This window comes from Streptomyces sp. JLSY215, assembly GCF_059682825.1.
On sequence record NZ_CM185022.1, the window covers coordinates 7,019,815 to 7,038,789 of the forward strand.

Sequence of the window (18,975 nt, forward strand, 5' to 3'; positions counted from 1 at the left end):
GCCATGTCCCTCGCCACCGGATCCCGCCCCGGCACCGCCAAAGCCGTGCGCCCCGACTCCCCGGCCCGCACCCTGCGCACGGCCCGTTTCCTCGCCACCCGTTCGCTGCGCCGGCACCGCAAGGCCTGGGCCGCGGTGTTCGCCGCCCTGGTCCTGACCTCGTTGCTGCTGGGCAGCTTCGCGCTGGCCACCCTGTCGGCGTTCATCGGCCACGCCCGGGTGGAGCGCTACGCCGCCACCACCGCGGTGGTGGCCGGCGACCAGACCACCCGCTACACCGCCAAGCCCTGGGGCGACCCGCCCATGACGGAACGCCAGTCGCTCACCGAACGGGTACGGGTGCCGCGCACGGTGCTGGCGCGGCTCGCGGCGGTCCCGGGGGTCAAGGCGGCCGTCGGGGACGATGTCATCCCCGTCGCCGTCGCCGGGCACAACGGCGCGGCCGTGCCCGGCCCGAGCAGCGACTCCGGGAACGCCCCCGTCTTCGGGCACCCCTGGTCCGCCGCCGCGCTCGCCCCCTTCACGCTCCGCTCCGGACACGCCCCCCAAGGCTCCCGACAGGTCGTCCTGGACGGCGACCTGGCCGCCCGTGCCGGGGTCCGCGCCGGCGGCCGGATCACGCTCCAGACGCTGGGCGCCCCCGTCTCGTACGAGGTCGCGGGCATCGCCGCACCCAAGGCTCAGGGCGACGCCACCGGACTCGCCCACCAGGGCGCCGTCTTCTTCGGCGACGAAGCCGCCCACCGGCTGGCCGGCCACCCGGGCACCACCGACGCCATCGGCGTCCTCGCCGACCCCGGAGTGAGCGTCCACCAGCTCTACCCCCGGCTGCGCCAGGCGCTCGACGGCGGGCACCCCGCCCGGGACGCCTCGGCCGGCAGCCGCTACAAGGAGGACTCCGGGGCGCTGCGGGTACTGACCGGCAGCGGCCGGGGCGAGCCGGAGTTCCTGGAGTCGGCGCCCAGCCGGATGGGCCTGCTGATGCTGCTCGCGACGGTCTGCGCCACCGTCATCATGATCGCCGTGCTGGTGGTCTCCAGCACCGTCGCCCAGGCCGTCCACCAGCGCTCCCGCGAAATGGCGCTGCTGCGCGCGGTCGGCGCCACGCCCCGGCAGCTGCGGGTCACCGTGGGCCGCGAGATCAATGTGGTGGCGGTGACCGCCGCGCTGCTCGGTGCGATCGGTGCGGTGCCGGTGTTCCTGCGGCTGATCTCGCTGCTCCAGGAGCGGCGGGCGGTGCCGATGGGGCTCGAACTGCCCACCCCGGTCTGGATGTTCGCGGTTCCGGTGCTCACCGCCGGGCTGACCCTGCTGGTGGCCCGGATGTCCGCCGCGCTCGCCTGCGGCCGGATCGCCAAGGTCCGCCCGGCGCAGGCGATGGGCGAGGCGCAGCGCGAACCGGCGCAGCCGGGCCGCGGCCGCACCATCACCGGACTGGTGGTGCTCTTCCTCGGCATGAGCTCGGCCGGTACGGCGGCGCTGCAGTACGGGGAGCTGGCCGCGGCGGCCGCCAGTACGGCGGCGCTGGCGCTGGTCATCGCCTGTGCGCTGCTGGGCCCCTGGATCGCCCGCGGCGCGATGCGGCTGCTGGCCGTGCCCGCGCGGCGGCTGGGCGGGCCCGGCGGCCATCTCGCGGCCGCCGCCGCCCGTTCCCAGTCCCGCCGCCTGGGCGCCGCGATCACCCCCATCGTGCTGGTGGTGGCCTTCATCGGCGTACAGCTCTCGGCCGGCGCGACCCTCGACCAGCAGGGCGGCACCCAGGCGGACCGGTCCCTGCGCGCACGGCTCGGCGTCACCACGAAGGGGCCCGGCATCCCGGAGGAGGCGGTGCGCCGCGTCGCGAAGGTGGACGGCGTGGCCGCGGCCACCGGCGTCCTGCACAGCACCGTCGTCCTGGCCCGCCGCGAGACCGGCGAACCGAAGCTGGACCGGCTGCCGGTCATGGGCGTCACCCCCGCGGCGCTGCCCGCCACCCTCGACCCCTCCGTCACCGCCGGCACCCTGAAGAACCTGGGCAAGGGCACGGTCGCCGTCGGGCAGAGCCGGGCCCGCTCGCTGGACCTGGACATCGGCTCGAAGGTCACCCTCCGCTACGGCGACGGCGCCGCGGTGCCGCTGAAGGTGGCCGCGATCTACGACAACTCCCTGGCGCTCGGCGACTTCCTCCTCGCCTCCCAGGAACTGGCCCCGCACCTGGCCGCCCCGCTCAACTCCCGCATCCTGCTGAGCCTGAAGCCGGGCGCCGACCCCGCCGCCGTACGCCGGGCGCTGGCCGGTCCGCTGGCGGCCGCCGCCCTGGACACCGAGGTGGTGGACCGGCCCAAGGCCGAGCATCTGCAGGCCGAGGACCGGGGCATCGGCCAGGTGATCACCGTGGTCGCGGTGAGCGTGATCGGCGGCTTCACGGCCATCGCCGTGCTCAGCACGCTGACCCTGATCATGGTGGGCCGCCGCAACGAACTGGTCCTGCTGCGCCTGGTCGGCGCGAGCCGCCGACAGCTGCGGCGGATGCTGCGCATCGAGGCGGCCATCGTCGTCGTGGTCGGTGTGGTGGTCGGCGGGCTGGCCGCGGCGATACCGCTGGCGGCGTTCAGTTTCTCATTGACCGGTTCGTTGCCCTATATCCCGCCCGCCCAGGCAGGATTGATCGTCCTGACGGTGGTGGTGACGGCCGCGGCCGGATACCTGCTGCCCGCCCGGTCGGCGCTGCGCACGCGGCATCCGGCCGGCCTGGGCCGCGGCTGAGCGCGCGGCCGCCGCACACGAGAGACGAGGAGACACACCCCATGGCCCGACTGACGGTGGCGGTCCTGCTGACGCTCATCGGGGCGGCGGCGCTGGTCCTGAGCGCCTTCCAGCCCTGGTACCAGGGGCGCGATCCCCGGTCCGTGCCCGTGGCGGACCTGTTCACGGGGCTGACCGGCGACGGCGGCGTGGCGATCACCACGTCGATGCTGCTGCCGCTGGCGGCGGCCGGGCTGCTGGCGCTGATCGCGCTGGCGGCCCGCTCCAAGGTGGTGATGGCGCTGGCCGCGCTGGTGGGCCTGGCGACCTGTGTGCTGTGGCTGGTCCAGCAGATACGCGACATCGCGCCGATCGCCTTCGAATGGACCGCGATCGAGCCCGGCCTGCGCAACGCCTTCGGGGGCGTCCTGGTCCTGCTGATCGCCGTCGCGGTCCTGCCCGCCCGCGAGCGCTGACCCCGCCCACCGGCCCCGCCCGAACCCCTTTTTCACCCCTCTGAGCTGCATCTTTACCACTGCACTTAAAGCCCTGTTCGAACCATTCGCCCTGCTGAAGACTTTCTCTCGAGCGGCCGGCCACAGGCGGGTGATGGGGCCGGCCGCCGCGCCGGCCGCATCCCGCGGCCGGATCGCGGTCAAGGGAGAGGAAGGTCGACGCGGTGCACGGGGACTATGCGGATCCAGCGGATTGCGGCGCCGGTGGCGGCGCCCCCGTCGGCCTCGACCTGGACCGCCTCGCCCGTGACTGCGACGTCGTCGGCGGGCAGCTGGCCCTCCATCACCAAGGCACCCTGACCACCTGGGAGTTCGGCACCGAGGAGGACGGGCGTCCGGTACATCTCGGGTCGGCGTTCCCGTACGGGTCGGCGACCAAGGCGTTCACCGCCACCGCCGTTCTGCAACTGGCCGGTGACGGGGACCTGGACCTCGACCGCCCGGTACGCGAACTGCTCCCCGAGGCCGAGACCGAGGTCGAGGCCGGAGCCGGGGCCGGTGCGCGCGCGGACGGCGGCCACCCGGCCCTCGCCGCCACCCTCCGCCATCTCCTCAGCCACACCGCCGGACTCCCGTCCGATCACGACGACGAGCGCGCCCCCTCGCTGCGCCGCTGGCTCGCCGGCTTCCTGGCGCTGCCGGTCGGCGCCTGGCCCGCACCCGGCTCCTTCTCCTACTCCAACGTCGGCTACGGCATCGCGGGCCGCGTCGTGGAGTCCGTCACCGGACTGACCTGGTCCGAGGCGGTACGGGACTTCCTGCTGCACCCGCTGGGCACGGCCATCACGGTGCTGCCCACCGACCCCGGCTCGCTGCCCGCGGGCGGTCTCGCGGGCAGCGCCGCCGACCTGGTACGGCTGGGCCGGCTGCATCTGGACGAGCCCGGTGACCCGGACCTGGCCCGCCTCGCCGACCCGGACGCCCTGCGGGAGATGGCCCGGCCCACCGCCGGCGCCGACCCCTTCGGGCTGGCGGACGGCTGGGGACCGGGACTGGGCCGGTTCGGGCCCGCCGGCAACCGCTGGCTCGGCCACGACGGCACGCTGGACGGCGCCACCTGCCATCTGCGCATCCACCCCGGGCGTGGCACCGTCGTCGCGCTGACCACCAACTCCCCGACCGGGCAGGCCCTGTGGGAGGCCGTGGTCGACGCACTGCGGGACGCGGACATCGCCGTCGGCGTCCACCGCCCCACGCCCCCGCCCCCCATCGCCGCGGCGGCCTTCGCGGACTGTACGGGCACCTACCGCAACGGCGACCTGGCGGTGACGGTCGGCATCGACGGCCCGCACCTCGTACTCGAACTCCCCGGCGGCGCAAGGGAGTTGGCGCAGCCACTGGCTCACCGGACGTTCTCCTCGCGGGGGGCGGGCGGCTTCCTCGGGCGCTTCGTCACCGACGCGCGCTCCGACGCCGTCCACGCCCTCCAGTACAGCGGACGCACCCTCCTGCGGGAAGCGGGAGAGTCCCGCCGCGCACGGTCGCACTGACCCCCGACGGCGGTCAGCACTCCTCACCCACTCCAACGGCGCTCTATGGGGTCTCGGCATGAACTCTGACAACCGCTCCCTCACCCACGGCCGCCCCGCGGCGGGCTCCACGACCCTGCACGGACTCTTCGAGGCCCAGGCCGCCCGCCGGCCCGCCCACCCGGCCGTCGAATGCGGGCCCGTCCGGCTCGGCTACGGAGAGGTGGACCGGCGCGCCAACCAGCTCGCACACCGCCTCGTCGCACGGGGCGTCCGGCCCGAGACCCGGGTGGGCGTCTGCGTCCGGCGCGGCCCCGACCTGATCATCGCCCTGCTGGCCGTCCTCAAGGCCGGCGGCGCCTATGTGCCGCTGGACCCCAACTACCCCTCCGAGCGGCTGGCGTTCATGGTCGACGACGCCGGCATCGCCCTGGTGATCAGCACCGCGGACATCGACTCCCGCCCGCACAACGCGCCCGGCACCCTGCTCCTCGACGCCCCGCACCAGGAGAGCACTCCGGACACCCCGCCCGCCCCCGGCCTGCTCCTCGACCACACCGCCTATGTCCTGTTCACCTCCGGCTCCACCGGCACCCCCAAGGGCGTGGCCGTCACCCACCGGGGCATCGAGGTGCTGGGCGCCGCGCACGCCGCGGCCCTGGACATCGACGAGGACAGCCGGGTGCTCCAGTTCGCCTCGCCCAACTTCGATGTGTCCATCGCCGACATGGTGCAGACGTGGTACGCGGGCGCGACGCTGGTGCTGCCGGCCGGACCCGCGCAGGCCGTCGGCGAGGCGCTGGCCGATCTGCTGGCCGGTGCGGCCGTCACCCACGCCATGATCCCGCCGTCGGTACTGGCGACCGTCCCCCCGGTCGAGCTGCCGCAGCTGCGGGGCCTGGCCACCGGCGGCGAGCCGTGCCCGCCCGAGCTGGTCGCCCGCTGGGCCCGCGGCCGGCGGATGTTCAACGCCTACGGGCCGACCGAGGCCACCGTCACCGCCACCCTGCACGGCCCCCTGCCCACCGATCTGACCGGACCGCCGGGCATCGGCCGGGCCGTCGACGGAGTACGGGTGGCCGCCCTGGACGAACGGCTGCGGCCGGTACCCGAAGGCGGCGTCGGCGAACTGTGCATCTCCGGGGACGGTCTGGCCCGCGGCTACGAAGGCCGCGCCGCACTCACCGCCGAGCGCTTCGTCGCCGACCCCCACGGCCCCGCCGGATCCCGGATGTACCGCACCGGCGACCTGGTACGGCGGCTGCCCGACGAGAACTACGAGTTCCTCGGCCGGGCCGACCACCAGGTGAAGATCCGCGGTCTGCGGGTGGAGCTCGGCGAGATCGAGACCGCGCTCACCGAGCACGGGCAGGTCCTGCAGTCCGTCGTCACCCTCACCACCACGACCGGCACCCCGCAACTGCTCGCGCACTACGTGCCGCTGAGCCCGGACGCTGCCCCCACCGCCGCCGACCTGCGCGCCCACCTCTCCGGGCGGCTGCCCGCCCATATGGTCCCCGCCGCCTTCGTCGCCATGGACCGGCTGCCGCTCACCCCCAACGGCAAGGTGGACCGCACGGCGCTGCCCGCCCCCGCCCCCGGCGAGCGGCCCGCGTACGCCGCACCGCGCACCGACCTGGAAACCGCGCTCGCGGAGATCTGGGCCGAGGTGCTGGGCGTCGACGACATCGGCATCGAGGACGACTTCTTCCTGGCCGGCGGCGACTCCATCTCCGTACTGCGGATGGCCTTCCAGGTGAACCGCCGGCTCGGGCTGACGCCCGCCACCACCGCGCTGTTCGACCACCCCACCATCGCCGGATTCGCCGCCCACCTCACCGCCTCCGGGCATGCGGAAGCCGCCCCCGCGCTCGCGCCCGTGAACCGGCACGCCGCGCTGGCGGCCTCCTCCGCCCAGCGGCGGCTGTGGTTCCTGGACACCTACGAGCCCGGCGGCGCCGCCTACAACTGCGCCACCGGCCTGCGGCTCACCGGCGAACTCGCCCGCCCCGCGCTCGCCGCCGCGCTCACCGCACTGGTCGCCCGGCACGAGCCGCTGCGCACCACCTTCACCGAGGCGGACGGCCGGGTCCTCCAGATCATCGGGGAGCCCACCGAGGTCCCGCTGCCCGTCACCGACCTGACCGACGGACCCGCCGCCGACCGCGACCGCCGCCTGGACCGGGCGCTGCGCACCGAGGTCTCGGCCCCCTTCGACCTGCGCACCGGCCCCGTCCTGCGCGCCCTGCTGCTGCGCACCGCCCCCACCGAACATCTGCTGCTGCTCACCGCGCACCACATCGCCGCCGACGCCTGGTCGATGGACGTCATGGCCCGCGAACTGGGCACGCTGTACGCCACCGCGCTGGACGCCCCCGACGCCGGCCCCGAGCGCCTCCTCGACCGGGCCGGCCTGCCGCCGCTGCCGGTCCAGTACGCCGACTTCGCCGCCTGGCACAACGACCGCCTCCAGGCGCCGGACCTGGACGGCCAGCTCGCCTACTGGCAGCGGACACTGGCGGACGTGGCGCCCCTGGAGCTGCCCACCGACCGGCCCCGCCCGGCGGTCCGCACCTCCGCCGGGGAGCGCCACCTCTTCGACCTCCCCGCCGACACCGTCCAGGCGCTGACCGCCCTCGGCCACGCACAGGGCTGCACCCTCTTCGCCCCGCTCGCCGCGGCCACCCAGCTGCTGCTCGCCCGCTGGTCCGGACAGCGGGACATCGCGCTGGGCACCGTCGACACCGGCCGCGACCGCGCCGAACTCGCCGACCTCGTCGGCTTCTTCGTCAACACCCTGGTGCTCCGCGCCGACGTCGACGAATCGCTGACGTTCCAGCGGTTCATCGCGCGCACCCGCGAGACCGTGCGGGCGGCGCTCGAACACGCCGCCGTGCCCTTCGACCGCGTCGTGGACGCCGTACTCCCCGAGCGCGACCCCAGCCGTCCGCCGCTCATCCAGGCAGTCCTCGTCCTGCAGAACGCGCCCGTGGGGCTCCCGGAACTGCCCGGCATCGACGCCGCCGAACACGAACTGCCCCGCGAGGCGGCGCTCTTCGACCTCACCATGGAGTTCTGGCAGCGTCCCGACGGCTCCCTGCGGGGCTCCGTCGAATACAGCACCGACCTCTTCGACGCCGCCACCGTCGAACGGTTCGCCCGCCATCTGCGCACCCTCCTCGGCGAGCTGGCCGAGGCCCCCGACCGTCCCATGGCGGACGCCCGGATGCTCGGCGCGGCCGAGACCCGGCGCGTCCTGGAGGAGTGGAACGACACCGAGCGCGGTATCGCCCCCGCCACCCTCCCCGCGCTCTTCGCCGACCAGGCCGCCCGCACCCCCGACGCCGTCGCCCTGCTGCACGGCGACACCCGGCTGACCTATGCCGAACTCGACGCCCGCAGCGATCAGTTGGCCCGGTACCTCGCCACCCGCGGCGTACGCCCCGGCGACCGCGTGGCCGTCTGCCTGGAGCGCGGCCCCGAGCTGATCGGCGCCCTGCTCGGCATCCTCAAGGCCGGCGCGGCGTATGTGCCGCTGGACCCGAAGTACCCGGCCGCGCGGCGGCAGTTCATGGCCGCGGACTCGGAGGTGACGCTGCTGGTCACCGACCGGGCGCACCGGGACGCGAGCGGCCTGGACCAGGTCCTCGTCGACGACGACCGCGCGGCCATCGACGCCGAGCCGGAGCGGCCCCTCGCCGCCCGCATCACCCCCGACAGCGGCGCCTACGTCATCTACACCTCCGGCTCCACCGGCACCCCCAAGGGCACCCTCACCCCCCACCGGGCCATCGACCGCGTGGTGCGCCACACGCCCTACATCACCCTCACCGAGGGCGATGTCGTCGCCCAGCTGGCCTCGGTGTCCTTCGACGCCGCCACCTTCGAGATCTGGGGCGCGCTGCTCAACGGCGCCACCCTGGCCATCGCCCCGCCCGGCGTGCTCGCCGCCCCCGAGCTGGGCGCGTTCCTGTCCTCGCACGGGGTGACCACGCTGTGGCTGACCGCCGGGCTGTTCCACGAGGTCGTCGACGCGGACATCGAGGTGCTGGCCGGACTGCGGCATCTGCTGGCCGGCGGCGACGCCCTCTCCGCCCGGCACTGCAAGGCCGTACTGGAGCGGCTGCCCGGTATCGCCCTCATCAACGGCTACGGCCCCACCGAGACCACCACCTTCGCCGCCGCCGGACGCCTGCTGCCCGAACACCTCGCCCACGACACCGTGCCCCTCGGCCGGCCGATCGCGGACACCCGGCTGTATGTCCTCGACGACCGGCTGCGCCCGGTCGGCCAGGGCATCGTCGGCGAGCTGTACATCGCCGGCGAGGGCCTGGCCCAGGGGTACGCGGGGCGGCCCGGCCCGAGCGCGGAACGGTTCGTCGCCGACCCCTTCGGCGCATCCGGCACGCGGATGTACCGCACCGGGGACCTGGTGCGCTGGACCGCCGCCGGGATGCTGGAGTTCCTCGGCCGCGGCGACGACCAGGTCAAGGTGCGCGGCTTCCGCATCGAACCGGGCGAGATCGAGGCGGCGCTCGCCGCCCACCCGGACGTGGCGCGCGCCGTCGTCGTGGCCACCGCGGGCCGCAACGGCGCCAAGCAGCTGGCCGGGTACGCCGTACCGCGGCCCGGCGCCACCCTGGAGGCCGCCGGGCTGCGCGCCCATCTGTCCGCCACCCTGCCCGACCACATGGTCCCGTCCCGCTATGCGGTCCTGGACGCGCTGCCGCTCACCCCGAACGGCAAGGTGGACCGCCGGGCGCTGCCCGCCCCCGAGGCCGCGGGCGAGGGCTCCGCGCGGCTCGCCCCGCGCACCCCGGTGGAGGAGACCCTCGCCGCCATCTGGGCGGAGGTGCTGGGCCTGGAGGCGGTCGGCGTCGAGGACAACTTCTTCGACCTCGGCGGCGACTCCATCCTCAGCATCCAGGTCATCTCCCGCGCCCGCCGGGCCGGTCTGGTGCTCGCCTCGCAGGACATCTTCGTACGGCAGACCGTCGCGGAACTCGCCGCCGGGCTGCAGAGCGCGGCCGACGACACCGACGGTCTCGACGAGCCCCCCGTGGAGGGCCCCGTGGTACTGACCCCCATCCAGCGCTGGTTCTTCCGCACCCACCGCAAGGCACCGCACCACTTCAACCAGGCGCTCCACCTCGACCTGACGCCCGGCACCGATCCCGAGGCCCTGGCGGGCGCGGTGGCCGCGGTGGTCGCGCACCACGACGCGCTGCGGCTGCGCTACGAGCGCACCGGTGCGGGCTGGCGGCAGCGCAACCTCGCCGAGGACAAGACGGCCACCCTCGACCGGCACGATCTCTCCGCCCTTGCGGCCGAGTCCCGCGAGAAGGCCATGGCGGAGGCCATCGACGCCCTCCAGACCGGCTTCGACCTCTCCGCAGGCCCGCTGATCCGCTTCGCCCTCTTCGAACTCCCCGCGGGAGACGCGCAGTTGGTGATGGTCGCCCACCACCTGGTGATGGACGGGGTGTCGTGGCGGGTGCTGCTGGAGGATCTGGCGGTGGCGTACGGGCAGCTGTCGTCGGGTGCGGCGGTGGACCTCGGCCCCAAGACCACGTCGTTCCAGGAGTGGGCCTCCCGGCTGCGGTCGCATGTCGAGGAGGGCGGCTTCGACGAGGAGCTGGCGTACTGGTCGGGGGTGGGCGAGGGCGTCCCGACCGCGCTGCCGGTCCATGACGTGACGCCGGGCGAGCCGCGTACCGCCGCCGCCGAGCTGTCGGCCGAGACCACGCGCAAGCTCCTTCAGCGGGTGCCGGCGACGTACCGGACGCGGGTGAACGAGGTGCTGCTGGCGGTGCTGGGCCGGGTGCTGGGGGAGTGGACCGGTCAGCAGCGGGTGCTGGTGGATGTCGAGGGGCACGGCCGGGAGGAGATTTTCGAGGGGGTGGATCTGTCGCGGACGGTGGGCTGGTTCACCACCGTTTTCCCGGTGGAGTTGCCGGGGGACGCGGCCGCGGGCTGGGACGTTCTGGTCAAGTCGGTGAAGGAGAACCTGCGTTCCGTGCCGAACCGGGGCCTGGGCCACGGCGCCCTGCGGTATCTGGGCGACCCCGACTCCGCGGCGGGGGATCTCGGCCGTACGGTCCGGCCGGGGATCAGCTTCAACTACCTCGGCCAGTTCGACGGCATGACCGGCGACGGCGGCCTCTACCGCTCCCTGCTGCCCACCCCCCGGGGCGAGCACAGCCCGCTGGACGGGCCGTCCTATGCGCTGGACGTGGTGGGCCGGGTGGCCGACGGCCGGCTGGTGACGGAGTGGAGCTGGGCCGACGGCGTCTTCGCGCCGGAGACGGTGGACCGGCTGGCGTCCCGGTTCATCGCCGCGCTGGAGGAGTTCGTCGCGCACTGCGAGGAGCCGGGGACCGGTGGCTGCACACCGTCGGACTTCCCGCTGTCCGGGCTCGACCAGGCCGGTGTGGACCGGGTGGTGGGCGACGGCCGGGGCGTCGAGGACGTGCTGCCGCTGCTGCCGATGCAGTCCGGCATGCTCTTCCACGCCCTGATGGACCCGGACCAGGCCCGGACCGCCGCCTACTTCGAACAGCTGATGTTCGTGGTCGACGGCGTCACGGATGCCACCGCCTTCGGCGCGGCCTGGCAGCGGGTGGTCGACGAGGTGCAGGCGCTGCGGGTCGGCGTCGTCTGGGAGGGCGTCGCGGAGCCGGTGCAGGTGGTGCACCGGGAGGTGACGCTGCCGGTCGAGATCCTCGACTGGCGCGTCCGTACGGAAGAGGAGCAGTCGGCCCGTTGGGAGGAGTGGGTCGCCGCGGACCGTACGCGGGGGCTGGACCTGCGGCAGGTGCCGCTGGCCCGGCTGGCCCTGGCCCGTCTCGCCGACGACCGTATCCGCGTCCTGTTCACCTTCCACCACATGCTGCTGGACGGCTGGAGCCTGGCCCGCGTGCTGTCGGCGGTCTTCGACGGGTATGCGGGCGCGGCGCCCGGCGCGGTCTCCGGCGGGCGCCGGCTCGCCGACCATGTGCGGTGGCTGACCGGCCGCGATCTGCCCGCCGCCGAGGAGTTCTGGCGCGGGGTGCTGGCCGGGTTCGACAGCCCGGTGGCGCTGCCGTACGACCGTCCGGCGGTCCGTTCCGGACAGTCCCGCTCCTCGGCCCGGGTCGGGGTGGAGCTGACGCCGGAGCTCACCGACCAGCTGTACGCTTTCGCGCGCCGCCACCGGCTGACCGTCAACGCCGTGGTCCAGGGCCTGTGGGCGCTGCTGCTCGCGGGGCGCAGCGGACAGCACGACGTGGTGTTCGGGGCGACGACCTCGGGCCGGCCCACCGACCTGCCCGGCGCCGACGAAATGGTCGGCCTGTTCATCAACTCGCTCCCCGTCCGCACCCGGCTGGAACCGGAGCTGGGCGTGGTGGAGTGGCTGCAGCGCCTCCAGGCCGAACAGGTCGAGGCCCGCCGCTACGACCACCTCCCGCTCACCCGCGTCCAGGCCCTGTCGGAACTCCCGGCCGACCAGCCGCTGTTCGACAGCCTGGTCGTCTTCGAGAACTACCCGGTGGACACCGACGCGGCCGCCGAGCACGGGCTGAAGGTCGGCGAGATCAGCGCCGTCGAGGCCACCAACTACCCCCTCAACCTGCTCGCCTACGGCGGCAAGCGGCTGGAGTTCATCCTCGCCTACGACCCGGAGGTCTTCGACCGGCCGACGGTGCGGGGACTGTGCGACGAACTCGCCCGGCACGCCCGGACCGTGGCCACCGCCACCGGCCGCAGACTCGGCGGCCTCGACCTCGTCGACGCCGCGGCGCGACGGCGGATCCTCGACGAGTGGGGCCGCGACGAGCGAGGGCTGGCACCACGTCCGCTCGGCGAGATCTTCCGGGCGCAGCTGGCCCGCACCCCCGGCCTCCCGGCCGTCATCTCCGGCGAGACCACGCTGACCTATGCCGAACTGCACGGCAGAGCAGGTCAGTTGGCGCATTTCCTGCTCGCCCGGGGCGTGCGCCCCGGCGACCGCATCGCGGTCGCCCTGGAGCGCGGCATCGACTGGCTGGTCGCCATGCAGGCGGTCTTCCACGCGGGCGCCGTCTACGTACCCGTCGACCCGAAGTATCCGGCCGAGCGGATCGCCCACATGGTGACCGACTCGGGCGCCACGCTGCTGCTCACCGAGAAGCGCCTCGGCGCCGCACTGCCCGGACCGGACGTCCTGGGTGCCGTACCCGTGGTGGAGGTGGACACCCTCGGCGCCGAGCTCGCGGACCTGCCGGCCGCGCTCCCGGACGTCCCTGTCGATCCGCATGCGCCGGCGTATGTCATCTACACCTCGGGATCGACCGGTGTCCCCAAGGGCGTCGAGGTCCCGGGCACCGGCTTCGCCGCCCTGCTCACCGCCGTCGTGGAGAGGCTGGCGGCGGCCGAGGGCTGCCGGGTGCTGCAAGGGGCGTCCCCCAGCTTCGACGCCTCGCTGATCGAGGTGCTGATGGCGCTCGGCGTGGGCGGCACCCTCGTCCTGTCGCCGCCGGAGACCCTCTCCGCCGAGCAGCTGGTGGATCTGCTGCGCCGCCACCGGGTCAGCCATGCGCTGATCCTGCCCGCGATGCTCGCCACCCTGCCCCGCACCGAACTCCCCGATCTGCACACGCTGTTGGTCGGCGCGGAGGCGGTCAGCGCCGACCTCGTCGCACGGTGGGCGGACGGCCGGCGGATGATCAACGGGTACGGCCCGACCGAGGCCACCATCGCCACCACGTTCAGCGACCCGCTGTCCGCCGCCGACGCGGGCGCCCCGCCCATCGGCCGCCCGTACGCCGATGTCCGCACCTATGTCCTCGACGCCTGGCTGCGGCCGGTCGCGCCGGGCGTCGCCGGTGAGCTCTACATCGGCGGCGAGGGCGTCACCCTGGGCTATGTGAACCGGCCGGGGATCACCGCCGAACGGTTCGTCGCCGACCCGTACGGCGCGCCGGGGGCGCGGATGTACCGGTCCGGGGACGCGGTGCGCTGGGGCGACGACGGCCAGCTGTGCTTCGTGGGCCGGACGGACGCCCAGGTCAAGGTGCGCGGCCACCGCGTGGAGCTGGGCGAGGTGGAGACCGCGCTCGCGGAGCACCCGGCCGTCGGCCAGGTGGCGGTGCTCTTCCGTACGGACGGGCCCGGCGCCCGGCTGGTCGGCTATGTGTCGCCCGCGGCGGAGGACGGTGACCGGGCGCCGGACGCGGCGGCGCTGCGCGAGTTCCTCGCCGAGGGGCTGCCGGAGTACATGGTGCCGTCGGTGTTCGTCACGCTGGACGCGCTGCCGCTCACCCCGAACGGCAAGGTGGACCGCCGGGCGCTGCCCGCCCCCGAGGCGGTGACCGGGGACTTTGCGCGGCTGGCGCCGCGCACCCCGGTGGAGGAGATCCTCGCCGTCATCTGGGCGGAGGTGCTGGGCCTGGAGGCGGTCGGCGTCGAGGACAACTTCTTCGACCTGGGCGGCGACTCCATCCTCAGCATCCAGGTCGTCTCCCGGGCGCGGGCCGCGGGCCTGTCGATCGCGCCGAAGGACGTCTTCGACCGGCAGACGGTACGGGCGCTGGCCGAGCACGCGGGCCGGGCAGATGCGTCCGGGCCCGCGCCGGAGCGGCGCCGCGTCGACGGCCCGGTGGGACCGACGCCCATCCAGGAGTGGTTCTTCGCCGCCCATCCCGCGGCGCCGCACCACTTCGACATGTCGATGGCGGCCACCCTGAACGACGGTGTGGACACCGACACCCTGGCGGCCGCGGTGGCCGCCGTGGTGGCCCACCACGACGCCCTCCGGCTGCGCTTCGTACGCGGCGCGGACGGCGCCTGGACCCAGTCCGTGGCCGACGCCGCCGACGCCCCCGTACCCGTCCACCACACCGACCTCACCGGCCTCCCCGCCGATGCCCGCCGGGCCGAGCGGGACCGGCTGGTCGCCGAGGCCCAGAGCGGCCTGAACCTCACCGAAGGCCCGCTGCTGCGCGCCCTGTCCTTCGCGCTCGGCGCCGAGGACGGCAGCCAACTGGTCGTCGTAGCACACCACTTGGTGGTGGACGCGGTGTCCTGGCGGGTGATGCTGGAGGATCTGGCGGTGGCGTACGGGCAGCTGTCGTCGGGTGCGGCGGTGGACCTCGGCCCGAAGACGACGCCGTTCGTGGAATGGGCGTCGCGGCTGCGGGAGCACGCGGCCGACGGTGGCTTCGACGAGGAGCTGGCCTACTGGTCGGCGGTGGGGGAGGACATCCCGACCGCGCTGCCGGTCCAGGAGGTGACACCGGGCGAACTGCGGATCCGGTCCACCGAGCTGTCGGCGGAGGCGACGCGCAAGCTGCTTCAGCGGGTGCCGGCGACGTACCGGACGCGGATGAATGAAGTACTGCTGGCGGTGCTGGGCCGGGTGCTGGGGGAGTGGACCGGTCAGCAGCGGGTGCTGGTGGATGTCGAGGGGCACGGCCGGGAGGAGATCTTCGAGGGGGTGGATCTGTCGCGGACGGTGGGCTGGTTCACCACCGTCTTCCCGGTGGAGCTGCCGGGGGACGCGGCCGCGGGCTGGGACGTTCTGGTCAAGTCGGTGAAGGAGAACCTGCGTTCCGTGCCGAACCGGGGCCTGGGCCACGGCGCCCTGCGGCATCTCGCCGGCGCGCTCCCGGACCGCTCCCCGCAGGTCAGCTTCAACTACCTCGGCCAGTTCGACACCGCCGCCAATGCCGCCACCGCAGGCTCGGCGGCCGACGCCGAGGGCGCGCTCTTCCGCGAGACCGGGTTCGTCCAGGACGGCGACACCAGTCCGCTGGACGGGCGGGCGTATGCGCTGGACGTGGTGGGCCGGGTGGCCGACGGCCGGCTGGTGATGGAGTGGGGCTGGGCCGACGGCGTCTTCGCCGAGGAAACGGTGGACCGGCTGGCGTCCGGCTTCCTGACCGCCCTGGAGGAGTTCCTCGCGCACTGCGAGGAGCCGGACGCGGGCGGCTGCACCCCCTCCGACTTCCCGCTGTCCGGGCTCGACCAGACCGGTGTGGACCGGGTGGTGGGCGACGGCCGCGGCGTCGAGGACGTGCTGCCGCTGATGCCGATGCAGTCCGGCATGCTCTTCCACGCGCTGATGGAATCGGCACAGACGCGGACGGCCGCCTACTTCGAGCAGCTGATGTTCGTGGTCGACGGCGTCACCGACCCGGCCGAATTCGCCGACTCCTGGCAGCACGTGGTCGACGAGGTCCAGGCGCTGCGGATCGGAGTGGCCTGGGAGGGCGTCGCGGAGCCGGTGCAGGTGGTGCACCGGGAGGCGACGCTGCCGGTCGAGATCGTCGACTGGCGCGGCGTCACCGAGGAGGACCGGTCGGCCCGTTGGGAGGAGTGGGTCGCCGCCGACCGTACGCGGGGACTGGACCTGCGGCAGGTGCCGCTGGCCCGGCTGGCCCTCGCCCGCCTCACCGACGACCGCATCCGCGTCCTGTTCACCTTCCACCACGTCCTGCTCGACGGCTGGAGCCTGGCCCGCGTCCTGTCCCTCGTCTTCGACGACTACACCGCGCGCCGGGACCGCAGGCCGCTGCCCGCCATCGCCGGCGGGCGACGGCTGGCCGACCAGGCCCGCTGGATGCGGGGGCGGGACATACCGGAGGCGGAGGAGTTCTGGCGCGGGGTGCTGGCCGGGTTCGACAGCCCGGTGGCGCTGCCGTACGACCGGCCGGCGGTCCGTTCCGGACAGTCCCGCTCCTCCGCGCGGGTCGGGGTGGAGCTGACGCCGGAGCTCACCGACCAGCTGTACGCCTTCGCGCGCCGCCACCGGCTGACCGTCAACGCCGTGGTCCAGGGCCTGTGGGCGCTCATGCTGGCCGGCCGCAGCGGACAGCAGGACGTGGTGTTCGGGGCGACGACCTCGGGCCGGCCGACCGAGCTCACGGGCGCGGACGACATGGTGGGGCTCTTCATCAACTCGCTCCCCGTCCGCACCCGGCTGGAACCGGAGCTGGGGGTGGTGGAGTGGCTGCAGCGCCTCCAGGCCGAACAGGTCGAGGCCCGCCGCTACGACCACCTCCCGCTGACCCGGATCCAGGCGCTCGGCCACCTCCCCGCCGACCAGCCACTGTTCGACAGCCTCGTCGTCTTCGCCAACTACCCGGTGGACACCGACGCGGCCGCCGAGCACGGGCTCAAGGTCGGCGAGATCAGCGCCGTCGAGGCCACCAACTACCCCCTCAACCTGGCCGCGTACACGGGCGACTCGCTCACCCTCACGCTCCTCTACGACCCGGAGGTCTTCGATCCGGGCACCGTCGAGGCGCTCCGCGACGACCTCACCCTGTACGCACGGACGGTGGCCGGTCTCCAGGACACCGACCGCAAGCTGGGCACGCTCGACCTGGTCGATGCCGAGCGGCGGCACCGCATCCTGGAGGAGTGGGGCCGCGGCGCACCCGGCGACGAAGGCACCACCCTCACCGAGGTGTTCGCGCGACAGGCGGCCCGCGCCCCGGGCAACACCGCGCTGATCGTCGACGGGCAGGAACTGAGCTACGCCGAGGTGGACGCCCGCGCCAACCGGCTCGCCCACCGGCTGATCGCGCTCGGGGTGGGCCCCGACACCCGCGTCGGGGTGTGCCTGGGACGGCACGCCGAGCTGTTCGTGACGCTGCTGGCGGTGCTCAAGGCCGGCGGGGCGTACGTACCGCTCGACCCGGAGTACCCGGCCGACCGGCTGGCGTTCATGGTCAGCGACTCCGGTGCGGAGCTGGTCGTCACGGACACCGGGTCGGCGGGGGCGCTGCCGCCCGGCGACGCCCGCCGACTCCTGCTGGACGAGACCTCGACCGACGGCTACCCGGACGTGGCCCCCGAGGTGCCGCTGCACCCCGACAACCTCGCCCATGTCATCTACACCTCCGGCTCCACCGGCCGCCCCAAGGGCGCGGTCCTGCCGCACCGAGGGGTGCTGCGGGTGGCCCGCGACCCGAAGCTGGCGATGAGCGAGCGCGATGTGGTGGGCCAGCTGGCGACGGTGTCGTTCGACGCCGGGACGCTGGAGATCTGGAGCGCCTGGCTCAACGGCGCGGCGCTGGCCGTCAGCCCGAGCCGGGTGATGTCGGCGGCCGAGACCGGGGAGTTCCTGCGCTCGCGCCGGGTGAGTGCCATCTGGATCACCGCGGGGCTCTTCCACGAGATGGTGGACAGCGACGTCCGGGTCTTCTCCGGGCTGCGGCTGATCATGTCCGGCGGCGACACGCTCTCCCCGGCGCATGCCACCAAGGCCGTCGCACAGCTGCCGGGCGTGCGCATGATCAACGGCTACGGGCCGACCGAAGGCACCGTGTTCACCTCGCTGTACGTCGTCAACGGAGACGGCGACGGTGACGGAGACGGTGATGGTGATGGTGAAGGCCACGCGGCGGCCCAGGCCCCCGGCCCGCTGCCCATCGGCACCCCGATCGCCGGCACCCGCGTCTACGTCCTGGACCCCGCGCTGCGGCCGGTGGCGCCGGGCGTGCCGGGCGAGCTGTATCTGACCGGGGACGGTATGGGCCGCGGCTATGTGAACCGGCCGGGGATCACCGCCGAGCGGTTCGTCGCCGACCCCTTCGGCGAGCCGGGGGCGCGGATGTACCGCTCCGGGGACCTGGTGCGCTGGCTGCCCGACGGCAACCTCGACTTCGTCTCCCGCACGGACTTCCAGGTCAAGATCCGCGGTCTGCGGATCGAGCTGGGCGAGATCGAGGCCGCGGCCGCCGCCCACCCGGGCGTCGCCCAGGCCCTGGTGCTGGCCCGCGAGGACATCCCGGGCAGCAAACGCCTGGTGGCCTACGCCGTGCCGGTACCGGGCGAGGGCCCCGGCCCCGACGAGCTGAAGGAGTTCATGGCCCGCTCGCTGCCCGCCCATATGGTCCCGGCGGCGGTGATCGTCCTGGACGCCTTCCCGCTCACCCCGAACGGCAAGGTCGACCGGCGGGCGCTGCCCTCGCCCGAGGAGGCGGCGGGGGACCGGGCGCAGCATGTCGCGCCCCGCAACCCGGCCGAGGAGATCCTCGCCGGCATCTGGGGCGATGTGCTGGGCCAGGACCGGGTGAGCGTCGAGGACAACTTCTTCGACCTCGGCGGCGACTCCATCCTCAGCATTCAGGTCATCTCCCGCATCCGCGACGTCTTCGTGATCGATCTGCCGGCCCGTGCCCTCTTCGACAACCCGACGGTGGCCGACCTGGCGGCGGCGGTCGAGGAGCGACTGCTCTCGGAACTGGAACAGCAGTAGCCGCCCCGCCACCCCCGACACCACCCACCGTGAACCACCCCTG

General features: G+C 74.2%; 4 protein-coding genes. All 4 read left to right on the forward strand.

Annotated elements, in window-relative coordinates; translation table 11 throughout:
* The first annotated feature begins 3 nt into the window (after nucleotides 1-3).
* The 4 genes from AC5677_RS31235 (at nucleotide 4) to AC5677_RS31250 (ending at nucleotide 18,932) form a co-directional block, all read left to right on the forward strand.
* Entirely contained in the window at nucleotides 4-2,745 is a 2,742-nt protein-coding gene (locus tag AC5677_RS31235; protein WP_497196827.1) for an FtsX-like permease family protein, read from the forward strand.
* Between the two features lie 41 nt (nucleotides 2,746-2,786).
* On the forward strand, nucleotides 2,787-3,200 hold the full coding sequence (locus tag AC5677_RS31240; RefSeq protein ID WP_497191221.1) for a hypothetical protein: 414 nt from the start codon (nucleotides 2,787-2,789) through the stop codon (nucleotides 3,198-3,200).
* 203 nt (nucleotides 3,201-3,403) lie between these two features.
* The gene (locus tag AC5677_RS31245) at nucleotides 3,404-4,729 is read left to right on the forward strand and encodes a serine hydrolase domain-containing protein (protein ID WP_497191222.1); all 1,326 of its coding nucleotides are present in this window, start codon (nucleotides 3,404-3,406) and stop codon (nucleotides 4,727-4,729) included.
* Nucleotides 4,730-4,787: 58 nt separating this feature from the next.
* Nucleotides 4,788-18,932, forward strand: coding sequence for an amino acid adenylation domain-containing protein (locus AC5677_RS31250; protein ID WP_497191223.1), 14,145 nt, complete (start codon nucleotides 4,788-4,790; stop codon nucleotides 18,930-18,932).
* Nucleotides 18,933-18,975: the final 43 nt, after the last annotated feature.

What these genes read in the sequence shown, in the direction of transcription:
- AC5677_RS31235 (WP_497196827.1), top strand. Translation starts at nt 4, where the DNA reads ATGTCCCTCGCCACCGGATCCCGCCCCGGCACCGCCAAAGCCGTGCGC.
- AC5677_RS31240 (WP_497191221.1), top strand. Translation starts at nt 2,787, where the DNA reads ATGGCCCGACTGACGGTGGCGGTCCTGCTGACGCTCATCGGGGCGGCG.
- AC5677_RS31250 (WP_497191223.1), top strand. Translation starts at nt 4,788, where the DNA reads ATGAACTCTGACAACCGCTCCCTCACCCACGGCCGCCCCGCGGCGGGC.